19 protein-coding genes are annotated in these 19,066 nt (G+C 43.7%); 6 read left to right on the forward strand and 13 right to left on the reverse strand.

What is annotated here, in order from left to right:
• Nucleotides 1–31 precede the first annotated feature (31 nt).
• The 3 genes from prfB to hpf all read right to left on the reverse strand — a co-directional run bounded on the left by prfB (nt 32) and on the right by hpf (nt 4,697).
• A protein-coding gene (prfB, locus tag CXF70_RS13990) for a peptide chain release factor 2 (protein ID WP_101803211.1) occupies nt 32–1,133 on the reverse strand; the annotation gives its coding sequence in 2 pieces (ribosomal slippage) (nt 32–1,060 and nt 1,062–1,133; 1,101 coding nt in all).
• A 160-nt stretch (nt 1,134–1,293) separates the two neighbouring features.
• The gene (gene secA / locus CXF70_RS13995) at nt 1,294–3,810 is read right to left on the reverse strand and encodes a preprotein translocase subunit SecA (RefSeq protein WP_101803199.1); all 2,517 of its coding nucleotides are present in this window, start codon (nt 3,808–3,810) and stop codon (nt 1,294–1,296) included.
• 320 nt (nt 3,811–4,130) lie between these two features.
• The gene (gene hpf, locus CXF70_RS14005) at nt 4,131–4,697 is read right to left on the reverse strand and encodes a ribosome hibernation-promoting factor, HPF/YfiA family (RefSeq protein ID WP_084244656.1); all 567 of its coding nucleotides are present in this window, start codon (nt 4,695–4,697) and stop codon (nt 4,131–4,133) included.
• 129 nt (nt 4,698–4,826) lie between these two features.
• Here hpf and CXF70_RS14010 point away from each other — a divergent pair, with 129 nt between their 5' ends.
• On the forward strand, nt 4,827–5,534 hold the full coding sequence (locus CXF70_RS14010) for an SDR family NAD(P)-dependent oxidoreductase (RefSeq protein ID WP_101803201.1): 708 nt from the start codon (nt 4,827–4,829) through the stop codon (nt 5,532–5,534).
• Nucleotides 5,535–5,568: 34 nt separating this feature from the next.
• Here CXF70_RS14010 and CXF70_RS18475 read toward each other — a convergent pair whose 3' ends face one another.
• From CXF70_RS18475 to CXF70_RS14040, 6 genes are all read right to left on the reverse strand, one after another.
• A complete protein-coding gene (locus tag CXF70_RS18475) occupies nt 5,569–6,225 on the reverse strand; it encodes a ComF family protein (protein WP_233208647.1) in 657 nt (218 codons plus the stop codon).
• Entirely contained in the window at nt 6,222–7,550 is a 1,329-nt protein-coding gene (locus CXF70_RS14020) for an ATP-dependent helicase ComFA (RefSeq protein WP_101803202.1), read from the reverse strand. Before CXF70_RS14020 ends, CXF70_RS18475 begins: the two co-directional genes overlap by 4 nt.
• A gap of 48 nt (nt 7,551–7,598) precedes the next feature.
• On the reverse strand, nt 7,599–8,438 hold the full coding sequence (locus CXF70_RS14025; RefSeq protein ID WP_101803203.1) for a DegV family protein: 840 nt from the start codon (nt 8,436–8,438) through the stop codon (nt 7,599–7,601).
• Nucleotides 8,439–8,523: 85 nt separating this feature from the next.
• Nucleotides 8,524–9,078, reverse strand: coding sequence for a YybH family protein (locus tag CXF70_RS14030; RefSeq protein WP_101803204.1), 555 nt, complete (start codon nt 9,076–9,078; stop codon nt 8,524–8,526).
• A gap of 139 nt (nt 9,079–9,217) precedes the next feature.
• On the reverse strand, nt 9,218–9,892 hold the full coding sequence (locus CXF70_RS14035) for a response regulator (RefSeq protein ID WP_084244646.1): 675 nt from the start codon (nt 9,890–9,892) through the stop codon (nt 9,218–9,220).
• A 26-nt stretch (nt 9,893–9,918) separates the two neighbouring features.
• Nucleotides 9,919–11,064: a sensor histidine kinase gene (locus CXF70_RS14040; protein ID WP_084244644.1), complete on the reverse strand. Its 1,146-nt coding sequence runs from the start codon at nt 11,062–11,064 to the stop codon at nt 9,919–9,921.
• Nucleotides 11,065–11,219: 155 nt separating this feature from the next.
• Here CXF70_RS14040 and CXF70_RS14045 point away from each other — a divergent pair, with 155 nt between their 5' ends.
• Together CXF70_RS14045 and CXF70_RS14050 are read left to right on the forward strand one after the other, a co-directional pair.
• The gene (locus CXF70_RS14045; RefSeq protein ID WP_101803205.1) at nt 11,220–11,855 is read left to right on the forward strand and encodes a YigZ family protein; all 636 of its coding nucleotides are present in this window, start codon (nt 11,220–11,222) and stop codon (nt 11,853–11,855) included.
• 158 nt (nt 11,856–12,013) lie between these two features.
• Complete coding sequence (locus CXF70_RS14050; RefSeq protein ID WP_101803206.1) at nt 12,014–13,054, forward strand: LCP family protein; 1,041 nt, start codon at nt 12,014–12,016, stop codon at nt 13,052–13,054.
• A 103-nt stretch (nt 13,055–13,157) separates the two neighbouring features.
• Here the strand turns inward: CXF70_RS14050 and CXF70_RS14055 are convergent, their stop codons facing one another.
• Together CXF70_RS14055 and CXF70_RS14060 are read right to left on the reverse strand one after the other, a co-directional pair.
• On the reverse strand, nt 13,158–14,234 hold the full coding sequence (locus CXF70_RS14055; RefSeq protein ID WP_084244637.1) for a glycosyltransferase family 4 protein: 1,077 nt from the start codon (nt 14,232–14,234) through the stop codon (nt 13,158–13,160).
• 129 nt (nt 14,235–14,363) lie between these two features.
• Nucleotides 14,364–15,329, reverse strand: coding sequence for an NAD-dependent epimerase/dehydratase family protein (locus CXF70_RS14060; protein ID WP_101803207.1), 966 nt, complete (start codon nt 15,327–15,329; stop codon nt 14,364–14,366).
• A 103-nt stretch (nt 15,330–15,432) separates the two neighbouring features.
• Here CXF70_RS14060 and CXF70_RS14065 point away from each other — a divergent pair, with 103 nt between their 5' ends.
• Nucleotides 15,433–15,741, forward strand: a complete 309-nt coding sequence (locus CXF70_RS14065; RefSeq protein ID WP_101803208.1) for a hypothetical protein — start codon at nt 15,433–15,435, stop codon at nt 15,739–15,741.
• A gap of 98 nt (nt 15,742–15,839) precedes the next feature.
• Nucleotides 15,840–16,025, forward strand: coding sequence for a CsbD family protein (locus CXF70_RS14070; RefSeq protein WP_199172842.1), 186 nt, complete (start codon nt 15,840–15,842; stop codon nt 16,023–16,025).
• A gap of 123 nt (nt 16,026–16,148) precedes the next feature.
• On the opposite strand, the gene CXF70_RS14075 is transcribed toward CXF70_RS14070, so the two are convergent.
• Nucleotides 16,149–17,186 (reverse strand): general stress protein, encoded by a 1,038-nt coding sequence (locus tag CXF70_RS14075; RefSeq protein ID WP_101803210.1) that lies wholly within the window; start codon nt 17,184–17,186, stop codon nt 16,149–16,151.
• Between the two features lie 153 nt (nt 17,187–17,339).
• The gene (locus CXF70_RS14080; RefSeq protein WP_084244629.1) at nt 17,340–17,951 is read right to left on the reverse strand and encodes a YflT domain-containing protein; all 612 of its coding nucleotides are present in this window, start codon (nt 17,949–17,951) and stop codon (nt 17,340–17,342) included.
• A gap of 375 nt (nt 17,952–18,326) precedes the next feature.
• On the opposite strand from CXF70_RS14080, the gene CXF70_RS14085 reads away from it, so the two are divergent.
• The coding region (locus CXF70_RS14085; RefSeq protein WP_145990738.1) for a helix-turn-helix domain-containing protein at nt 18,327–19,066 on the forward strand (740 nt) is incomplete at its 3' end.

A 19,066-nucleotide genomic window follows, 5' to 3' on the forward strand; every position in this document is an offset into this window, starting at 1 on the left:
GAGCTGAACGGGTGCCGTCGCTTTTCTGCTATTATTGCATCTTCGAACGCAGCAGCGAATTGATGAAGCCATCGATGTCTCCGTCCATGACTGCCTGAAGATTCCCTGTTTCAAAGTTTGTCCGGTGATCTTTTACCATAGAATAAGGGTGGAAAACGTAAGAGCGGATCTGGCTTCCCCAGCCGATTTCTTTTTGTTCGCCGCGAATTTCAAGAAGCTGTGCTTCCTGCTCTTCGATTTTCAATGCATATAGTTTGGCTTTCAGCATCTGCATCGCTTTTTCACGGTTTTTGATTTGCGACCGTTCCTGCTGGCAGGTTACAACTGCACCAGTCGGAAGGTGGGTGATCCGGACTGCCGAATCGGTTGTATTGATGTGCTGACCGCCGGCGCCGCTTGCACGGTAGGTATCAATCTTCAAGTCTTCCGTCCGGATATCGATTTCGATTTCTCCGGTGAATTCAGGCATGACTTCACAGGATACAAATGAAGTATGGCGTCTTCCCGAAGAATCAAAAGGAGAAATGCGGACAAGACGGTGAACCCCTTTTTCCGCTTTCAGGTAACCGTATGCGTTATGGCCTTTGATGCCCAGCGTAACGGATTTGACCCCTGCCTCTTCACCCGCAAGATAATCGAGTGTTTCAACTTTAAAGCCCCGTTTTTCAGCCCAGCGCGTATACATCCGAAGCAGCATTGAACACCAGTCTTGGGACTCTGTTCCGCCTGCTCCTGGGTGCAGCTCAAGAATTGCGTTGTTTTTATCATATGGTTCACTCAATAGCATCTGGAGTTCATAGTCGCTGAGCTTGGATTTAAATTCCTTCAATTCCTCACTCAGGTCTTCATGCAATTCCTCGTCCATTTCTTCACGCAATAACTCAAGTGTCATCTCCATATTTTCCTGGGATTCTACAAAATCGTGGTAGGTGTTGACGATTTCCTTCAAACCGTTCAGTTCAGAAATGACGACTTGCGCCGCTTCCTGGTTGTTCCAGAAATCAGGATCGATCATCATTTCATCCAATTCCTGAATTCTGGCCTCTTTGTTTTCTAAGTCAAAGAGACCCCCTGAAGTCCGCCAGTTTTGCGGATGATTTGTCGAGCTCGTTTCGTATATCTGCTAATTCCATCATAATATGTTTCCTCCTCATAAGAAAAGCGCAAGCGCTTTGTTGCCGCTGGAGTTTTGACAGTACACCGCTCCTCCAGAGCCATATTCAATATTAAAACATCATGTTTTTTCCGTAAATAACACCGAAGAGCATAGCGCTCTTCGGCAATTAAGTGTTTCTATACAGTTGCACCATGGCAGTTCTTGAATTTCTTGCCGCTGCCGCATGGGCAAGGGTCATTTCTTCCGATAGTGGAATCGCTGCGGATCGGTTCTTTTTTCTTCTTGACCGCAGTATCTCCTTCTTTCGGATTGACCGCTTGTCCTTTGGCAACTTCTTCACGCTGCAAGTTGTTGCGGATTTCCGCTTTCATTGCATACTTGGATACATCGTCTTCAATGGCTTCAACCATCGCCTCGAACATCGCAAATCCTTCATGCTGATATTCGCGAAGCGGATCATTCTGTCCATAGGCACGCAGGTGAATCCCTTGACGCAGCTGATCCATGGCATCGATGTGGTCGATCCATTTCGTATCAATCGAACGGAGCAGCACGACTTTCTCGAATTCACGCATGCGCTCCGGCGTCATTTCAACTTCTTTTTCGTCATAGCGTCTTACAACTTCCGCTTTAATGAAATCAATGATCTCTTCCTGTGTTTTATTCTGCAGATCCGCTTCTGTCACTGCATCTTCAGGCAAGAGATTGGCCGCAAGCACATCAGCAAGTGTCTTCAAATGCCAATTTTCCGGTTTCTCGTCTGTCGTATGCGAATAGACGACGCGGTTGACTGTATTATCGATCATGCTTTCAACCAATGCGCGCATATTGTCTGTTTCCAGGACTTCCATACGTTCTTTATAGATGATTTCACGCTGCTGGCGAAGAACATCATCATATTGCAGCAAACGTTTACGGGCATCAAAGTTATTACCTTCCACACGCTTCTGCGCTGATTCCACTGAGCGTGTAACCATACGGGATTGCAATGGCTGGGAATCATCCATGCCAAGTTTGCCCATCATATTACGCATCGCATCAGAGCCGAAACGGCGCATCAGATCATCTTCCAATGAAAGATAAAATTGTGTTACACCCGGATCTCCCTGACGGCCTGAACGGCCGCGCAGCTGATTATCGATACGGCGCGATTCATGGCGCTCGGTACCAAGAACAGCCAATCCGCCTGCTTCGACCACTCCTTCACCGAGTTTGATGTCCGTACCACGGCCGGCCATGTTTGTCGCGATGGTTACCGCGCCTTTTTGGCCGGCATTTAAAATGATTTCAGCTTCGTGCGCGTGGTTCTTAGCGTTCAGGACAGAGTGGCGAATCCCTTTTTTAGTCAGGTAATTCGAAATGATTTCTGAAGTTTCAATTGCGACAGTACCTACCAGCACAGGTTGCCCTTTTTGATGGCGTTCAGCTATATCATCGCCTACCGCTTTGTATTTCCCTTCAGTCGTCGCATAAATCAGATCAACCCGGTCATCCCGGATAATCGGCTTGTTTGTCGGAATTGCAATAACGTTCATATTATAGATATTGCGGAATTCCTCTTCTTCGGTTTTTGCAGTACCCGTCATACCTGATAATTTTTTATACATACGGAAGAAGTTCTGGAAAGTGATCGTTGCCATCGTCATCGATTCGTTTTGGACTTCCAGCCCTTCTTTTGCTTCGATTGCCTGGTGCAGACCATCAGAATAGCGGCGCCCTTTCATCAAGCGGCCGGTAAATTGGTCAACAATGACCACTTCCCCATCCTGGACTACATAATCGACATCGTTATGCATCGTTACATGAGCTTTCAATGACTGATTGATTGCATGGTTCAGGCGCACATGGTTGATGTCGAATAAGTTATCGATGCCAAAAGCCTTCTCGACTTTTTCGATTCCTTCTTCAGTCAAAACGACGCCTTTTGTTGTTTCATCATATGTGTAATCTGCGTCTTTACGCAGCATGCGCGCAAAAGCGTTCGCCTGCATGTAAAGCTGGGCCGATTTAGCCGCTTGTCCTGAAATGATCAGCGGCGTACGCGCTTCATCGATCAAAATTGAGTCAACTTCATCGACTACGGCAAAGTTCAACGGCCGCTGGACCATATCTTCTTTATAAAGAACCATATTATCCCGCAGGTAATCAAATCCCAGTTCATTATTTGTGCTGTATGTGATGTCAGCCAAATACGCCTGATGTTTTTCTTCTTTTGTCATGCTGTTGGTGTTCAAACCGACTGTTAAGCCAAGCCATGTGTATAATTTGCCCATTTCTTCAGCATCCCGGCTGGCCAGGTATTCGTTGACTGTAACAACATGTGCTCCTTGCTTGCTGATGGCATTCAAATAGACAGCCATCGTCGACGTCAGGGTTTTACCTTCACCGGTTTTCATCTCGGCGATATTGCCCTCATGCAAAGCAGCCGCACCCATGAGCTGCACACGGAATGGATACATTCCAAGTACACGTTTTGAGGCTTCCCTCACTGTCGCAAATGCTTCAGGAAGCAGATCATCAAGCGACTCGCCTTTGGCGTGGCGGCTGATGAACTCTTCTGTTCTCGCTTTTAATGCGTCATCGGAAAGTGCTGCAAAATCGGACGCCAGAGCTTCCACAGTGTCAGCAATCTTTTCCAGTCTTTTTAAATCCCTTTTATTCGGGTCAAATACTTTGTTTAATACTCCTAACATTTATACCGCTCCTTGCACAGTGTCCAGTTCCGTAAACGGACCGGATCGCTATTGCTTTATTTATGTGTCAATTGGATCGCATACTTCAAGAATCTCTGATTGGCCGGAACATCCATTGATTTCCGAAAAATCTCACTCCTCATTTTAACACTGCATATAAAAGCGTGCAAACAAAGAAGAGTCTGCTTAACGGAAGGAATTCACGAATATGGCAGCCAAGTTTCAGCAAGAGGCAAAGATCCAAGCCAAATAGAAAAAGCCGGACAGAAAGTTGCTTCTGTCCGGCTTCACCATTATTTGCTTAACTTATTTTTTAAAATTTATGAAGAACTTGTTTCGATCAAGCCGTAGGTTCCGTCTTTACGCTTATAGACGATGTTTGTATCGTTCGTTTCAGCGTCAGTGAAGACGAAGAAGTTATGTCCGAGCATATTCATCTGCAATACCGCTTCTTCTTCATCCATCGGTTTCAGATCGAACTGCTTTGTACGTACGATTGTGAAATCTTCTTCCGTGTCTTCTTCCTGTGTGCCATTGTTTTCATTCTCATAGTTTGCGAATGCTTGGCCCATCGGTTCACGATCACGGAATTTACGGTTTACTTTCGTTTTATATTTACGGATTTGACGTTCGAGTTTTCCGACGATCAAATCTACCGCTGCATACAGTTCATCATGCCGCTCTTCAGCACGCAATGTGAGGTTTTTCATCGGGATTGTAATTTCAACTTTGGATTGGCTGTTATTGATCGCCTTCAGGTTGACCATAGCATTTGCATTGGTTCCTTCAGGGAAATAACGTTCAATTTTTTCAACTTTCTTTTCGATATGGTCTCGAATTGCTGGAGTTACTTCGATGTTGTCACCCTTAAAATTAAATTGCAGCATATTAACTCCTCCTTCTTAATCTCTTACACTGTTACATTTCTACATGTTCCCTAAGGAATCCTTCTTAAAACGTAAATAGTTTCAGCAATGTGGATTACAGGTAAACTATATGGCAAGGAGGTGAAGGCGATGTTTACAAATAAGCTTGTCGTCGTTACGGGAGCCGCACAAGGAATAGGAAAAAGCATTGCCGGCCATTTCACAGAAAAGGGAGCAAAAGTGATCGGCCTGGATATTGAAGAAGTGAAAATTGAAGACGTAGAGTTTATGCAATGCGATGTAGGAAGCTTCCAGCAGGTGACCGATACGATGCGAAAAATCCATGAGAAACACGGAGCGATCCATATACTGATTAATAATGCCGGCGTTTCTAAATTCCAATCCCTCTGGGAAATCGAAGAAGATGACTGGAATGGGATTCTGGATACTAATCTTAAATCAGTCTTCATCTGCAGCCGTGAAGCAGCCCGGTATATGTCGGAAGATATTCGATCCATCGTTAATATGGCTTCAACACGCGCCTTTATGTCAGAGCCGCATACGGAATTGTATTCAGCTTCTAAAGGCGGTATCTATGCGCTTACGCATTCGCTGGCAGCTTCACTCAGTGAGAAAGGCATACGTGTCAATTCCATCGCTCCAGGATGGATTCATACAGGCGACAAATCAGAGTTGAGGGAAGTCGATCACGAGCAGCATTGGAGCGGCCGGGTCGGAGATGTTTCAGATATCGCACGAGCATGCCTGTTTTTATGCAATCCAGAAAACTCCTTCATTACAGCAGAATGTTTGACGATTGACGGCGGGATGACCAGGAAAATGATTTATGAACATTAATGGAACGGGCTTTTACCGCCCGTTTCCATAAAATTCATGCCCTGATTAAAGCAACGAACGAGACTGTTTCCGCTCCACTTTCTTTTAAGAGCTTCGCGGCAAGGCGCAGCGTAGTGCCGGTTGTGTACATATCATCCACAAGCACAATATTCTTCGGCACCGGATTGCCTTTCAACATGAATAGTCCACGCGTAGCCATTCGCTCCTCTTTCGTCTTCTCCCCCTGAACCTCTTCATTCTTCTGAAGCAGATGGATATAACCCACTTTTCCGGCATCCAGCATGCTGTCAACTTGGGAAAAAGTCCGTCGCCTTAATTTCTCCCCATTCATTGGAATGGGAACAGCAATCGCACCCGCCTTTCTTACGGCTTTTGCCAGTTCGTCCGCAAATACCTCAGCCAGCACCACATCCTGAAGAAATTTAAATTGATGGAAATATTCCTTCATCGCTTCGTTATAAATGTATAGGCATTTACCTGAATCGATTGCACCGCGGAATTCAGTCGTTTCCCAATAACTGCATTCACTGCAAAGTTCTGCACCTGCAAGTCCACAAATCCTGCAGCCGTTTCCGTTCCGTTCAAAACCGGTTCTGCAAGTTATACAGATGGTTTCTTCCGGATCCATAAAAAACAAGTCCCGCCAGGAAGGCTTCAAATCAAGTCGGCTATCACATAAATAACAGTTCATCGACGCCCCTCCCGGTTATAGGAAATAATGAGATCCCTTGCTTTATCCATCTGACGGGAGATGCCATTATGAAAAAAGATCACTTCACCATTCGGGAACGCACTTGACCGTCCCGCCCTTCCCGCCATTTGAATCAGTGCTGATGCCAAAAAAACCTCTTCATCAGCTCCAACAACGCCAACTTGGATATTTTCGATCGTCACGCCTCTTTCCAATATAGTGGAAGTCAGTACACCTCTTATTTCACCGTTGCGCAGCTTCATCACTTTTTCTTTCCGGTCCTGATCTTTGGAATGCACTGCTTCAATCCCATCATCGATCCATTTGAATAAAGGCTCGGCCTGCCGGATCATTTCGATGGTAGGGAAAAAAAGCATGAACGGTTCATTTTTTTCAAGTCTCAATTTTACCCATCCTGCCAATTTTCCCGGAATTTTATTGGCGTTAAAAGATTTCCGGTAATTCCATAACGATCGATATTCCGGCACAGGAAGTGCGTGTCCATGGAAACGGCGGAAGATTTTTGACTGGTTTGGTATGGCTTTCAATAATTTGCGTGAAGGGGTTGCAGAAACATAAATGATCGGGGAATCTGCTTTCAACGATTTAATGACTGCCCTGGCAAGTGCCGGATCATATGAATATGGAAACGCATCCGCTTCGTCAACAACCACCAGTTCGAATGCCTGGCTGAAGCGATAAAGCTGGTGGGTTGTCGCCAAAACCAGCTGGGCAAATCCTTCTTCTAAAGCAGATCCACCATATAATGTATGGATGGTCGTATCGGGAAAAACCGCTTTGAGGCGCGGCGACAATTCAAGCACGACGTCGGTGCGCGGCGCCGCGATACAGATTCTTTTTCCTTCAGACAGGGCTTTGTGCAGCGGCGGAAACAATAATTCCGTTTTACCTGCACCGCAGACGGCATAGACCAGATGGGATCTGTTTTTTCGCAAGCTTTCACTCAACTCATCGGAAGCAAGCTGCTGGAGGTTTGTAAGTTCGCCATTCCATGTGAATGAATGGGAATGAGGGGTTAATGATAGAGGGTCTTTCCAGGTTATCAAATCTGTACATGAGCTGACTCTGCCCATCCTGATGCAATGCCTGCAATAAAAACATTCAGCTTCGCATTTCGCGCAATTGTAAGATACGATTTTTTCAGTCGATTGCTCGAGGCACCGGGCACATTTCAAGTCCTCCGTAATGCCTTTTTGCACAGCAATAAATCCGGCGTCAATTGCATTTTCAATTTCTTCCTGTGGAAAAGGCGTAAAATCACGCAGCCAGATTCTGCCGCTGAGAAATTTCTGTAAAGCTTCCATATCCCAACTCCTTCTTTGTTCTTCCGGTTTAAAAAAAGGCCTGGCAGGTTATTTTTTTACCCAGCCAAGACCCATTGATCCTTCTCCTAAATGAACACCGATAACCGGTCCAAAATAAGAAATATCAAATTCTACTGTAGAGAATTGCGCTTCCAGTTCCTTCTTCCATTGCTGCGCGTCCGCTTCCCGGTTTGCGTGGATGATCGTTGCTTTAATGGAATCACCGGATTGTACATCGGCTTCGAGCAATGACACCATACGGTTCATGGCTTTTTTTCGTGTACGCACTTTCTCGAACGGCACTATTTCCGTTTTCTCAAAATGCAGGATCGGCTTTATTTGGAGCATGCCTCCTACAAGTGCCTGCGCACCAGATAATCTTCCGCCACGCTGAAGGTGTTTCAAATCTTCAACCATAAAATAAGCGCGCATCGATTTCTTCATCTGATCAAGTTCCTGCAGAATTTCAGTTGCACCAGCACCATCAGATGCCATTTCCGCAGCTTTTAACGCATAAAAACCTTGCATGGCACATGATATCTCGGAATCGAATGCATAAACAGCTGCATGTTCAGTCATCTCGCCTGCCTGAACTGCGCCCGCGTATGTACCGCTGATGCCGCTTGAAAGGTGTATGGTGATAATTTCATCGTAATCCAAAGCAAGACGCTTATATAAATTGATGAACTCTCCAATTGGCGGCTGGGAAGTCTTCGGCAATTGGACTGACGATTTCCTATAGAATTCGTCAACAGTCAATTCCTGTTCTTCTTCAAAAGATTCCAAGCCGAACGTGACTTGCAGTGGAATCATATGGATATTCCATCTTTCACGGACATCTTTAGGCAAATATGCCGTACTGTCCGTAACTATCGCTGTTTTTTGCATAAATCATCCTCCTCTTCCAGTTTACCAAATAGTACTCCTGTAAAACTACATAAAAAAACTTCCCGTAAAAACGGGAAGAATACCATCAATTGCCTATAAAATGAAGTCCGCTGACTTTCCACTCAGCGTCTTCCTTCTTGAAAATCACCACTTGTCTTCCTGATTGTTCAGTTTTCGCACCGGTTTCAGCACCGACAGCCACTTCAATTTCAGCAAATACTTCTGCACGTTCAGGTGTATACTTCACAATTGTTTCATTCGATGGAACGTATTCAGTGTCGTATGCAGTAAAAGCTTCTTCCAAAGCAAGCTGATCTTCAGCTCTGTCGAAACCTTCCGGCTCTTCCGCAATCACAGCCATATAGCGATCCAGGTCTTCTGCATTAAAAGCTGCAATGTATTCGTCATATGCCGCAAGGATCGCTTCCTCTTCTTCTTCAGGAACATCAGCTTCCAGCACATTTCCTTCACTGTCCATTGTAAATCCAGCAGATTTATCTTCCATGCCGTGGTCCACAGCATTATTTTCATTTTCAAGATTGCTGTCATCAACTGAATTCGTGTTCTCGGCAGGACCACTTTCCTCTGAACAAGCAGACAGCAAAAGCAGCATGCCGGCCAGCAACATCATTTTTTTCATGGGGCACTCCTCCTGCGATTCATTTTGACACAGGCCATTTCATATATCAATGAAGAATCTGTGTCATTTCCTACAGATGATCGGAATAATCACTGAAAATAAAAACGCGATGGCACTGGGCCACCGCGCGGAATTTCAATTATCTTACTTCTACCCAGCCATTTTTGATTGCAGTGACCACTGCTTGCGTACGATCATTGACCTGCATTTTTTGAAGTATGCTGGAGACGTGGTTTTTAACTGTTTTTTCGGAGATGAAAAGCGTTTCACCGATGATTCGGTTGCTTTGTCCATCCGTCAACAATTGCAGGACTTCACTTTCACGTTTCGTCAACAAATGGTAGGGACGGCGGATTTCAGTCTGGTGGAAGGATCCTTTGTTTTCGCGTTCGCTTAGACGGCGGAATTCCATTACCAGATTGCGGGTCACTTTCGGATGCAGATATGAGCCGCCCTTCGCCACAACTTTAATGGCTTGGATGATTGCTTCAGCATCCATCTCCTTCAGCATATACCCTAACGCGCCGGTTTTCAGCGCATGTGTAACGTATGACTCATCATCATGAATCGACAGCATAATGACTTTTGCATCCGGATGCTTCTCCATCAACTCGCCTGTAGCTTCCACACCGTTCTTTTGAGGCATATTGATATCCATCAATACGACATCCGGTTGATTTTCTTCGTATAATTTGATGACTTCAGTACCGTCGCCGCCCTCGGCAACAACTTCAAAAGTCTCTTCAAAGTCCAGAATCCTTTTTACACCTTCACGGAATAGCTGGTGATCATCTACAATAATAATTTTCGTCATTATGTTGTCCTCCTCAAATACCGTTCTTATATACCCAATTCATAGGGGATCTGAAACATTAAGATGGTCCCTTCCCCAAGACTTGAATTTATGATGAAATCCCCTTTGATCAGTTCGATTCTCTCTCTCATCCCCAGTAGACCGAATGATTGATTCTTTACGATACTCTGATCAAAGCCGGTGCCGTTATCACTGACGCTAATGCTGACATGTTCTTTCAACCATTCCAATTTGACTTCAATAGCAGTCGCTTTTCCGTGCCGGATGGCATTCGAAATCGCTTCCTGCACCAGACGGAAAATGGAGGTCTCAAAACTTGATGGCAATCTTCTCTCGGTCCCATTCGATTTGAAAGCAAGAACAGTACCCGGGTTATAATCACCGGTCGTTTCCAGATACTTCCTCAGTGTGGGCACTAATCCAAGATCGTCCAGCGCCATTGGACGAAGATCATAAATGATTCTCCTGACTTCAGTCAAAGCATGGCGAACCATTTCTTTCAATGAAGATATTTCACGGAATGCCTGCTCCGGCCCTTTTTCACGGTACGTCCGTTCAATCAGGTCCGATCTGAGCAGGACATTCGCCATCATCTGCGCAGGTCCATCATGAATTTCGCGTGACAGCCGTTTGCGTTCTTCTTCTTGCGCTTCGATGATCCGCAGGCTATAATCGTGATTTAACTGCGGCTTTTCAATCGCATCTTCCACCTCTTCAAAATCGGATGAGAGATAATTCATGGTGATGTTCAATTGGTTCACAAGCTTTTCAGCCCGTTCGATTGTCTGTAATAATGTCTGCAGACGCCGTTGAAGCCGATCCCGTTTTTGACGGTATTTTTTTTCTTCGGATCTGTTGGCAGACAATTGAAGCTGCAAACTATTGGCATTTTCATATGATTGGCGAATCTGCTCTTCCGTATAAGAGTTGAATGACCCTGATACTTCAGCAAGGCGCCTTCTTGCAGCACGTGTTTTCTCTTCCAATAAGTCGCCGGTTTTGATGACAGCCGAAATGTTCAAACGCACATCTTCCAGTTCGTCCTTCATCTCTTCATAACCCTGGCGACTTTGTTCGCTTATAATGAAAATATCTTTTTTTGACTGCTCCATTTTGGCCAGCAGCTCATCATAAATGGAATCCAACTCTTTTCCATCGATTTTTCTGGACATTTCAAAACCGCCTTAGATAATCTTCGTGCATTTGGTGAAATCCTTGAATCTTTATGCCTGCATAGGCTTTAACAAGTATATCACTATATAAGTAAGCTAATATTAAATATACATTACAAATTATCTGATTTCATTTTACAACAGGGGGGTTTAAATTGCGAGAATCTTACATGACAACAGGCAGTTCGGCCAGTGCTGAACTGCTTATACAGAAATCCCGCTTTATCGGCTACGCTGCGAGAGCTGAAACCGAACAGGAAGCTCTTGACTTCATCACTTCGATAAAAGAACAGCATCGTTCAGCAAATCACAATTGTTCCGCCTATATGCTGGGTGAGCATGACTCAATCCAAAAAGCGAATGACGACGGGGAACCCAGCGGAACCGCAGGCGTCCCAATACTGGAAGTTTTAAAAAAGAAGCAGTTGAAAGATACTGTCATTGTAGTAACCCGTTATTTCGGCGGCATCAAGCTCGGCAGCGGCGGACTGATCCGCGCATATGGAAAAACGGCTTCCGAAGCATTGGCTGCGGCCGGCATTGTTGAACGGAGACTGCATTCATTGATGAAAGTGACTATCGACTATACCTGGCTGGGCAAAGTCGAGAACGAAGTCCGGCAGTCCCAGTACCCTTTAAAAACAATTGAATATACCGAAGGCGTTGACCTGTATATTTATGTGCCAGTGGCTGAAGAAGAGACATTTGCCGCTTGGTTGAATGAACTGACAAACGGGCAATCTTCCTTTATTTGCACCGAAAAGGAATATCTGGAATTCCCCGTTAATTGAGCAACTTTATTTACTCAGCCTTTAAAACACTGTATAATAAATTGATTAGAATACTTGCTTTTCGATTTTCAATTATTGCATCTTTATATAGAAGAAAAGACTGGAAAAACTGAATTTGTAAATCGGTTAGCCCATTCCCACTCAGAGGAGCCATAACCATGAACCGTAAAAAATACCGTAAACACAAATCGTCCAAAAAACGGACAATCATCAAAATTTCCTTGACCCTGGCAGTGTCCTTGCTTTTATGCCTTTCCGCATATGGCATTTATTTAGTTAAAAAAGCCGAAAACGCCGCCAACAACGCCTTTGAGAGTGGTGATCGGGAAATGTCCGATTTACGCGACGAAAAAGTGGAGCCTCTCCACGATGACATTTCCATTCTTTTCATCGGAGTCGATGACAGCAGCAAGCGAGACCAGAGTTCCGGTAGCATCCGCTCTGATGCATTGGTGCTGGCGACATTGAACAATGAAGATAAGTCCATTAAACTGGTGAGTATTCCGCGAGATACCTACACCTTCATACCAGATGCAGGCAAAGAAGATAAAATCACGCATGCATATGCCTATAATGGGCCCAGCTCCACTATCGAATCCGTCGAAAATCTCTTGGAAATCCCTGTTGATTATTATGTAAGAATGGATTTTGAAGCATTCATCGATGTGGTTGACGCACTTGATGGCATCCGCGTGGATGTTCCTTACGACTTGGAAGAACAGGATGAATTCGATAATGCAGGCGCTATCAGTCTTGAAGAAGGCATCCAGACAGTCGACGGCAGTGAAGCACTCGCTCTTGCAAGGACTCGCCATTACGACAATGACATTGAGCGCGGAAAACGCCAGCAGATGATTTTGCAGGCAATTATGGACAAGGCTTTATCAGCTGGTTCATTCACTAAATACGCTGATGTGATTGACGCAGTCGGCGATAACATGAAGACGAACCTATCTTTCAAAGATATGCAGGCATTCTTCGAATACGCTAAAGACGGCAAGCCTGATGTTGAGGCTATTACACTCAACGGTTACGATGACATGTCGACCGGCATCTATTATTGGCAGCTGGATGAAGAGTCCTTAACGGAAGTTCAGGATATCCTTCAAAGCCATCTGGGATTGAAACCGGACACTTCTTCTTTCTCTGACAACAGCAGTTCTACTGAATTCGGAAATGAAGCTTATAATAATGATTAACAAAAAGAGACATTCCTCCATGGAATGTCTCTTTTCTTTTTGATCAAGTTCAGTATACATAAAAAAGACTGGCCACAAACCCGATTGTTTTGTGGCCAGCTTTTTATTTACCTATCATTTTAACCAGATTGATCAGCGGGCGGTAGTTCTTTCCTGCCAACCCCACAACCTCTACGAATAATTCAATGGCCAACAGCATCACACCCAGCAGAAGGATGCCTCCCCACAGAGTCGCTTGGGAGAACAGCAAAGCTGCCAATCCGAACAAAGCCGCAATGCCATAAATGATTAAGACTGTCTGGCTATGTGAGAATCCGATATTCAGAAGACAGTGATGCAAATGCGATTTATCTGCAGCAGAAATCGGCTGTTTTTCACGAACGCGTCTGACAATAGCAAAGAATGTATCAGAAATAGGTACGCCCAGCATGATAACAGGGATGATCAAAGCTACCATCGTTACGTTCTTAAAGCCCATCAATGCAAGAACGGAAATCATGAATCCCAGGAACAAAGCTCCGGTATCACCCATGAAAATCTTGGCTGGATGGAAATTATAGAACAGAAAGCCGATAGAGCTTGCCGCGAGTATAGCGGCTGTTGACATGACGAAGATATCGCCCATGATAAATGCCATTATCGCCAAAGTGACAAGTGCTATAGTTGAAACACCTGCAGCCAAACCATCCAGGCCGTCAATCAGGTTAATGGCATTTGTGATTGCGATAATCCAGATGATCGTCAACGGTATACTGAAGTATCCAAAATCAATTTCTCCGCCAAAGGGCAGGTTGATAAATGAAATTTCAAGACCGCCGCCGACGACTACAATTGATGCAGCCAGCAGCTGGCCCAACATTTTCGCTTTTGCGGTAATTTCAAGCATATCATCGAAAACACCGGTGATGATTATGATAAATGCCCCAATGATAATGGCGGTTGTAATCGGTATAAAAGCAGGTTCAACTGCATTGGATATGGGATCTACTGGCCTTAAAATAAAATATCCGATCAAAAACGATCCAAAAATGGCTAATCCACCTAAACGCGGCATTATACGCGCATGGACTTTCCTGTAGTTTGGACGGTCCACCGCTCCAACCCTGAAGGCAAGGCGTTTGACCAGAGGCGTCAGGACAATAGAAGCAATGAATGCCAAAACCAGCACGAGGTATAACATACCTTTCCTCCTCAAAAATTCTTATGCACATAGAAATTCAATGCTATTATAGCACAGAATCTCCCATGAATCATATTTATTCCTTGTTATTCCAATTAGACGTTGTCTGCAGATGAAAAGTTTCGGGCTTTACCGATCTATTTTAATCAGTGATTGAATTTTATCACGTTGTTCTTCACTGATTCCGGTTTTCAGATCGTTGCTGCTGGTCCCCTTTTTCCACTCACGCACCGCTTCGGCTGTTTCAGCCAATCCACGGGGAGCCCAGCCAGTTTCTTTCGCTTTTGTATTGTCAGCCAATATAAAGCCTTCCGGATGATCAGCACTTACCGGTATCCATAGCGGAAATTCAAAAGGTTTAACTCCAGCGTCCAATAATATCCGGTCGTCTGCCCATACTGGAACTGCTTCATCAGAAGCCAGCGTTTTCACAAGCTCTTCCATAGTAACCGGATTTGCAGTTAGATTAAACGTGCCGTTAGTTCTATTTTCAACATTTAAAACCGTAAAAGCGGCCAGATCTTTCGCGTCTATCCACTGCACTTTCCTCGACCGGCCGCCAGGTATCAGCACTTCACCCGATTCATTCAGTTTGAGTGCCCAGTAAGTAAAACGATCTGTCGGGTCGTGAGCTCCAGCGACAATTCCAGGACGGATAATCAAGGCATTATGCGGAAAATAATCTTTTACAGTTTCTTCACATGTCACTTTTAAAGGCCCGTAGGTTTCTCCGGTTACCGTATCGCCTTCCATGCCTTTATGCATAGAAGCACCTTCAGCCACCGGCCCTTCACTGAAATCATCGTAAACAGAAATCGTGGAAATGAACGTATAATGGTCGGTGGAAACATGATCTAAGACTGGGATCAGATCGGAAGGTGTATAAGCGGAAGTATCAATCACTGCATCCCATTTTTCATTTTCCAGTTTATGTGCATCCAACCGTCTGTCACCTGTTATGCGTGAAAGCTCAGGAAAAATATCGGGATTGCTTTTTCCCCTATTGAATAATGTGACGTCATGCCCTTTTTCCACAGCTTCTTCAACAATATGACGTCCTACAAATGACGTTCCACCGATAATAACAATTTTCATATTTTATCCTCCAAAGCAAGTTTATTTTAGTAGTATTTCGGGGTAAAGCTGTTATAATACAATATAGTTAGAATATTTTAAAAATATAGGGGTGCAAAGCAGCATGAATGGCAATCTGCAATTTTATACAACGTTAACGGATTGGACCGGTTGGGACGAAGCGGCAGTTTTGAAAATGCAGCATAAAGAGCGTGCCGAACTTGCAAAATCCATTACTTGTGCAGGATTACTTGTCGACCTATCCATGGACCAGCACGCCGAAGTAAGGGAAAATGTTGCAAAGAACTCTTTCACACCCCTTACCACTTTAAATCGTTTAGCAGAAGAAGATCTGTGCATCAGTATACAAAACGCTGCTAAAGAAACGTTAAAAGCAATTCACAGCCAGCCTATTCCAAAGAACTTTCAGTGAACACTGAAAGTTTTTTTATTTGCCCCGATTTCCCAAGGGTTTAAAAACGAAGCAAAAGGCTATACAAGAGTTAAGACATTCATTGGGAGGAATCGATTATGAGCAAGGATGGATTTTCTGATAAAGTCAAAAGCGCTGTCAGCAAAGGTAAAGGCGAGCTGAAAGATCAAGTCGGCAATGCAACTGATGATAAGCAAAAACAGCGGGAAGGTAAAATGGACAAAGCAAAAGGTGAAGTCCAGGATGCCGTTGGTGATTTCAAAAACAATACAAACAAAAAATAATCTTGGTGTACCGGTCAAATCGACCGGTTTTTCTTTTAACTACAAAAGGGTTCCGCTCATTTAATTGAGCGGAACCCTTTTCACGTCCTTTACTGCCGTTTGCCGGACGCTTACCGCAGCTGCTTAGAAAAGTCTTGGTGTAGGTGGCGTTGAAGTTTTCTTTTCCACATCCTCATGGAATGATCGCGCATCGCGCGGATTGTGGCGGTTGTCCACATCATCATGTCCATCAAGTGTATGCTTCGGATCGTCGTGTCCGCGTCCGCTTCTGTGTCCATTGTTTCGATCATCGTCATCTCTTATTAAATGTTCTTCTTCTGAATCCCTTCCGAATGGAGCTGGTCCTAAATTGGGATCCACACCCGGAGATGGTTCATCCTGTCTCCGATTTACCCCATCTTCACGATTAAGGTCATCTTCTTGTGCTTCTGTCTCCAATTGCGGCTCGTGGTCGAAACTCTTCTCTTTTAAAGACCCTTCATCTTCAGGCTTAGCATCCGTTGTCGGATGAATAGTTGCGCCTTCCAGCCTTGAATCTTTGGTTTTGTTTCCATAACCCGGATCACCGTGCTGATCTTCGCGTCTGACTTCCGATGTATAGATGCGATCTGAGTCTTCAGCGATTGTCCGAGAAGACAATCCATCCGGACGTGTATCATCTATGTGATCTGCGCGCACATCCCGATCTCTTATTTTTTCATCGTTGAATTTATTGCCGTCACGTTCGATATCTCTGCCAAATGGTGTAAAAGCAGTATTTCTTTTGCGTTCATCACTATCGATTGTACGGGTGTCATCGCCGAATGATGAAGTATTCTCTCTTTCCCTGCTGAGTGAATTACCATCTGTATATAGAAGAATGGCTCCTTTTTTAATATCTTCACTGTATCTGTCGATCGATGATTGATCCAGATCCAAATTCCTCAACTGCGAATGTACTGTATCTTCTCCGCTGAAGAAAGACTTGAACTTGCTCGAAAATGATTCTGCTTCATGCTTATCCACATTGGATTGACTCTCATATGAATTGAAAACATCCTTATCTCTGGCAAGGACATGGATATCATTTTCACTGTAACCGTGCATCTTTAACTGTTCGATGCGCTGTTCCATCTCTTCCTGGCTATATACCATTTCGAATTCTCTATTAGACTCTCTCATTTTCAATTCAGCCTCCTGTATAATCGTCTTAATAAGTGTTTACCCGAACCTTCAGAAAAATAAAACCTGCTGTTCTAAGTAATGACATTCGCAGAAGATAATTTTGTGCAAAATAAAAACCCTTTCCATATATTAAGGAAAGGGTTAAAACTCTTAACGGTATTTCTTGTCGCTCTTCGTATGTTTTTCTGCTTCGCTTGTTCCGCCTCTGGCTTTTTCAACTTCCGGTTTTTCCTCCGTTGTGAAAGAAACATGCCGCTCATCTTTCACTAATGTCGGATCTTGCAGGAAAGTTTCGCCGCGGGCAAACCGGTCCTCCTGCTCATCGAAATTATTATCGACCGAGTTGATGAACTGATGGCGTTTTTGGTCTTCGGGAGTTTCAGTCCCCTGGTTATTCCTCAATTCACCTTCTTCAACTGCTTCCAGAATTCCGGCACGTTCTTCTTCCGTATAAAGAAGGATTCCGCCATTTGCAATATCAGCTGTATAGCGCTCTGTCTCCTGGTCATTTAAGCCTAATGATTTTACGCCTTCCCTGACACTGCCTTCGCCACTGATGAACCCTTTGAATTTATCCTTGAATGAGTTCACTTGCTCGCCTTCCGCTCCAGTCCGGTTTTCAATGGCGTCCAGACGATCGCCGTCCTGTGCCACTAAATGAATATCACTTTCCTTATATCCCTGGGTTTTTAAGCCCTCGATTTTTCTCATTAAATCTTCTTCTGAAAATACCACAGCTAAAACTTTTTTCTCTTTATCCATACTAAGAACCTCCAGAAATATATTTGTTGTTATATGTACATTACCCAAATGCCCGGAAGCGCTAAACTTTTCAGTAATCATGCCGATAATTAGATGAGTAATTCTCAGCCTAACTATATTCGATGATAGGTATTTTTTACCTTTTTATTATATTTTTAATAGAGCATAATAAAAAAAGCAGTTTATTTAGAAAATTGATGATAAGATGGTAAAAAAAGAGATATAATAAAGTATACTTAAGATGTGGAGGCGGAAATTATCGTACTAAGCAATCTTTCTACTTCAAACTTCTCCACCATACCGGAGAAGTTTGAAAGTAACTCTCCTACATGGATGATTGAAGTTCTGCCCATGCAAACGGAAAGGAGAGAATCAATGGACACTGGAATGCGGCTCAAATATCACCGGATGAAGAAAAAGATGAGCTTAGAAGATCTTGCTTCCGGGATTCTTCTCCCGAAAGAGCTGAAAAAAATCGAGGCCGGTATTAAAGAACCAGGACTCAATGAATTAGAAGCTTTATGCAAGAAGTTAGGAATTCCTCTTGCGCCCAAAGATAATCCTGTTGGTAAAGTTTTGGTAAAAAACTTTAAATCGTTATTACTTCATCCACAAAATAAAGCAAAAATCATGGAACAGTATGCAGACATTCATGATCATCCTTTATTACATAGCGATGAAGAGACTGAGTTGGAATATAGCATTCAACAAATAAGGTTTTTTATTATTACTGGCGACTTAGACAGCGCAGAAGATAAAATCAAAGAAATCGATCGATTTAAAGAGTTTATGAACCAAGAACAATTCTACTTATTCCATAAGTATTTAGGAAACTATCATTATATACTTGATGAATACGATCTAGCCTTAAAAACCTATTTATTAGCCGAAAAAATTTCTCCAACAACTTTACCTGCATCTGAAATGGGTGACTTGTATTATTCTATTGGACTTTCAGCATCACAGTGTTGGGAAATAAACTTAGCAAATAAATATTCCGTTTTAGCACTTAAGATTTATCAACAAGAATTTGTTCCTAAAAGAATTGTAGAATGTCATTTAAGCATTGGAATTAACGAAAGAAGAATTGGGAACTTCAAAACTGCTAAAGAGCA

This window comes from Planomicrobium sp. MB-3u-38 (genome assembly GCF_002836425.1).
GTDB classification, from domain to species: domain Bacteria; phylum Bacillota; class Bacilli; order Bacillales_A; family Planococcaceae; genus Planococcus; species Planococcus okeanokoites.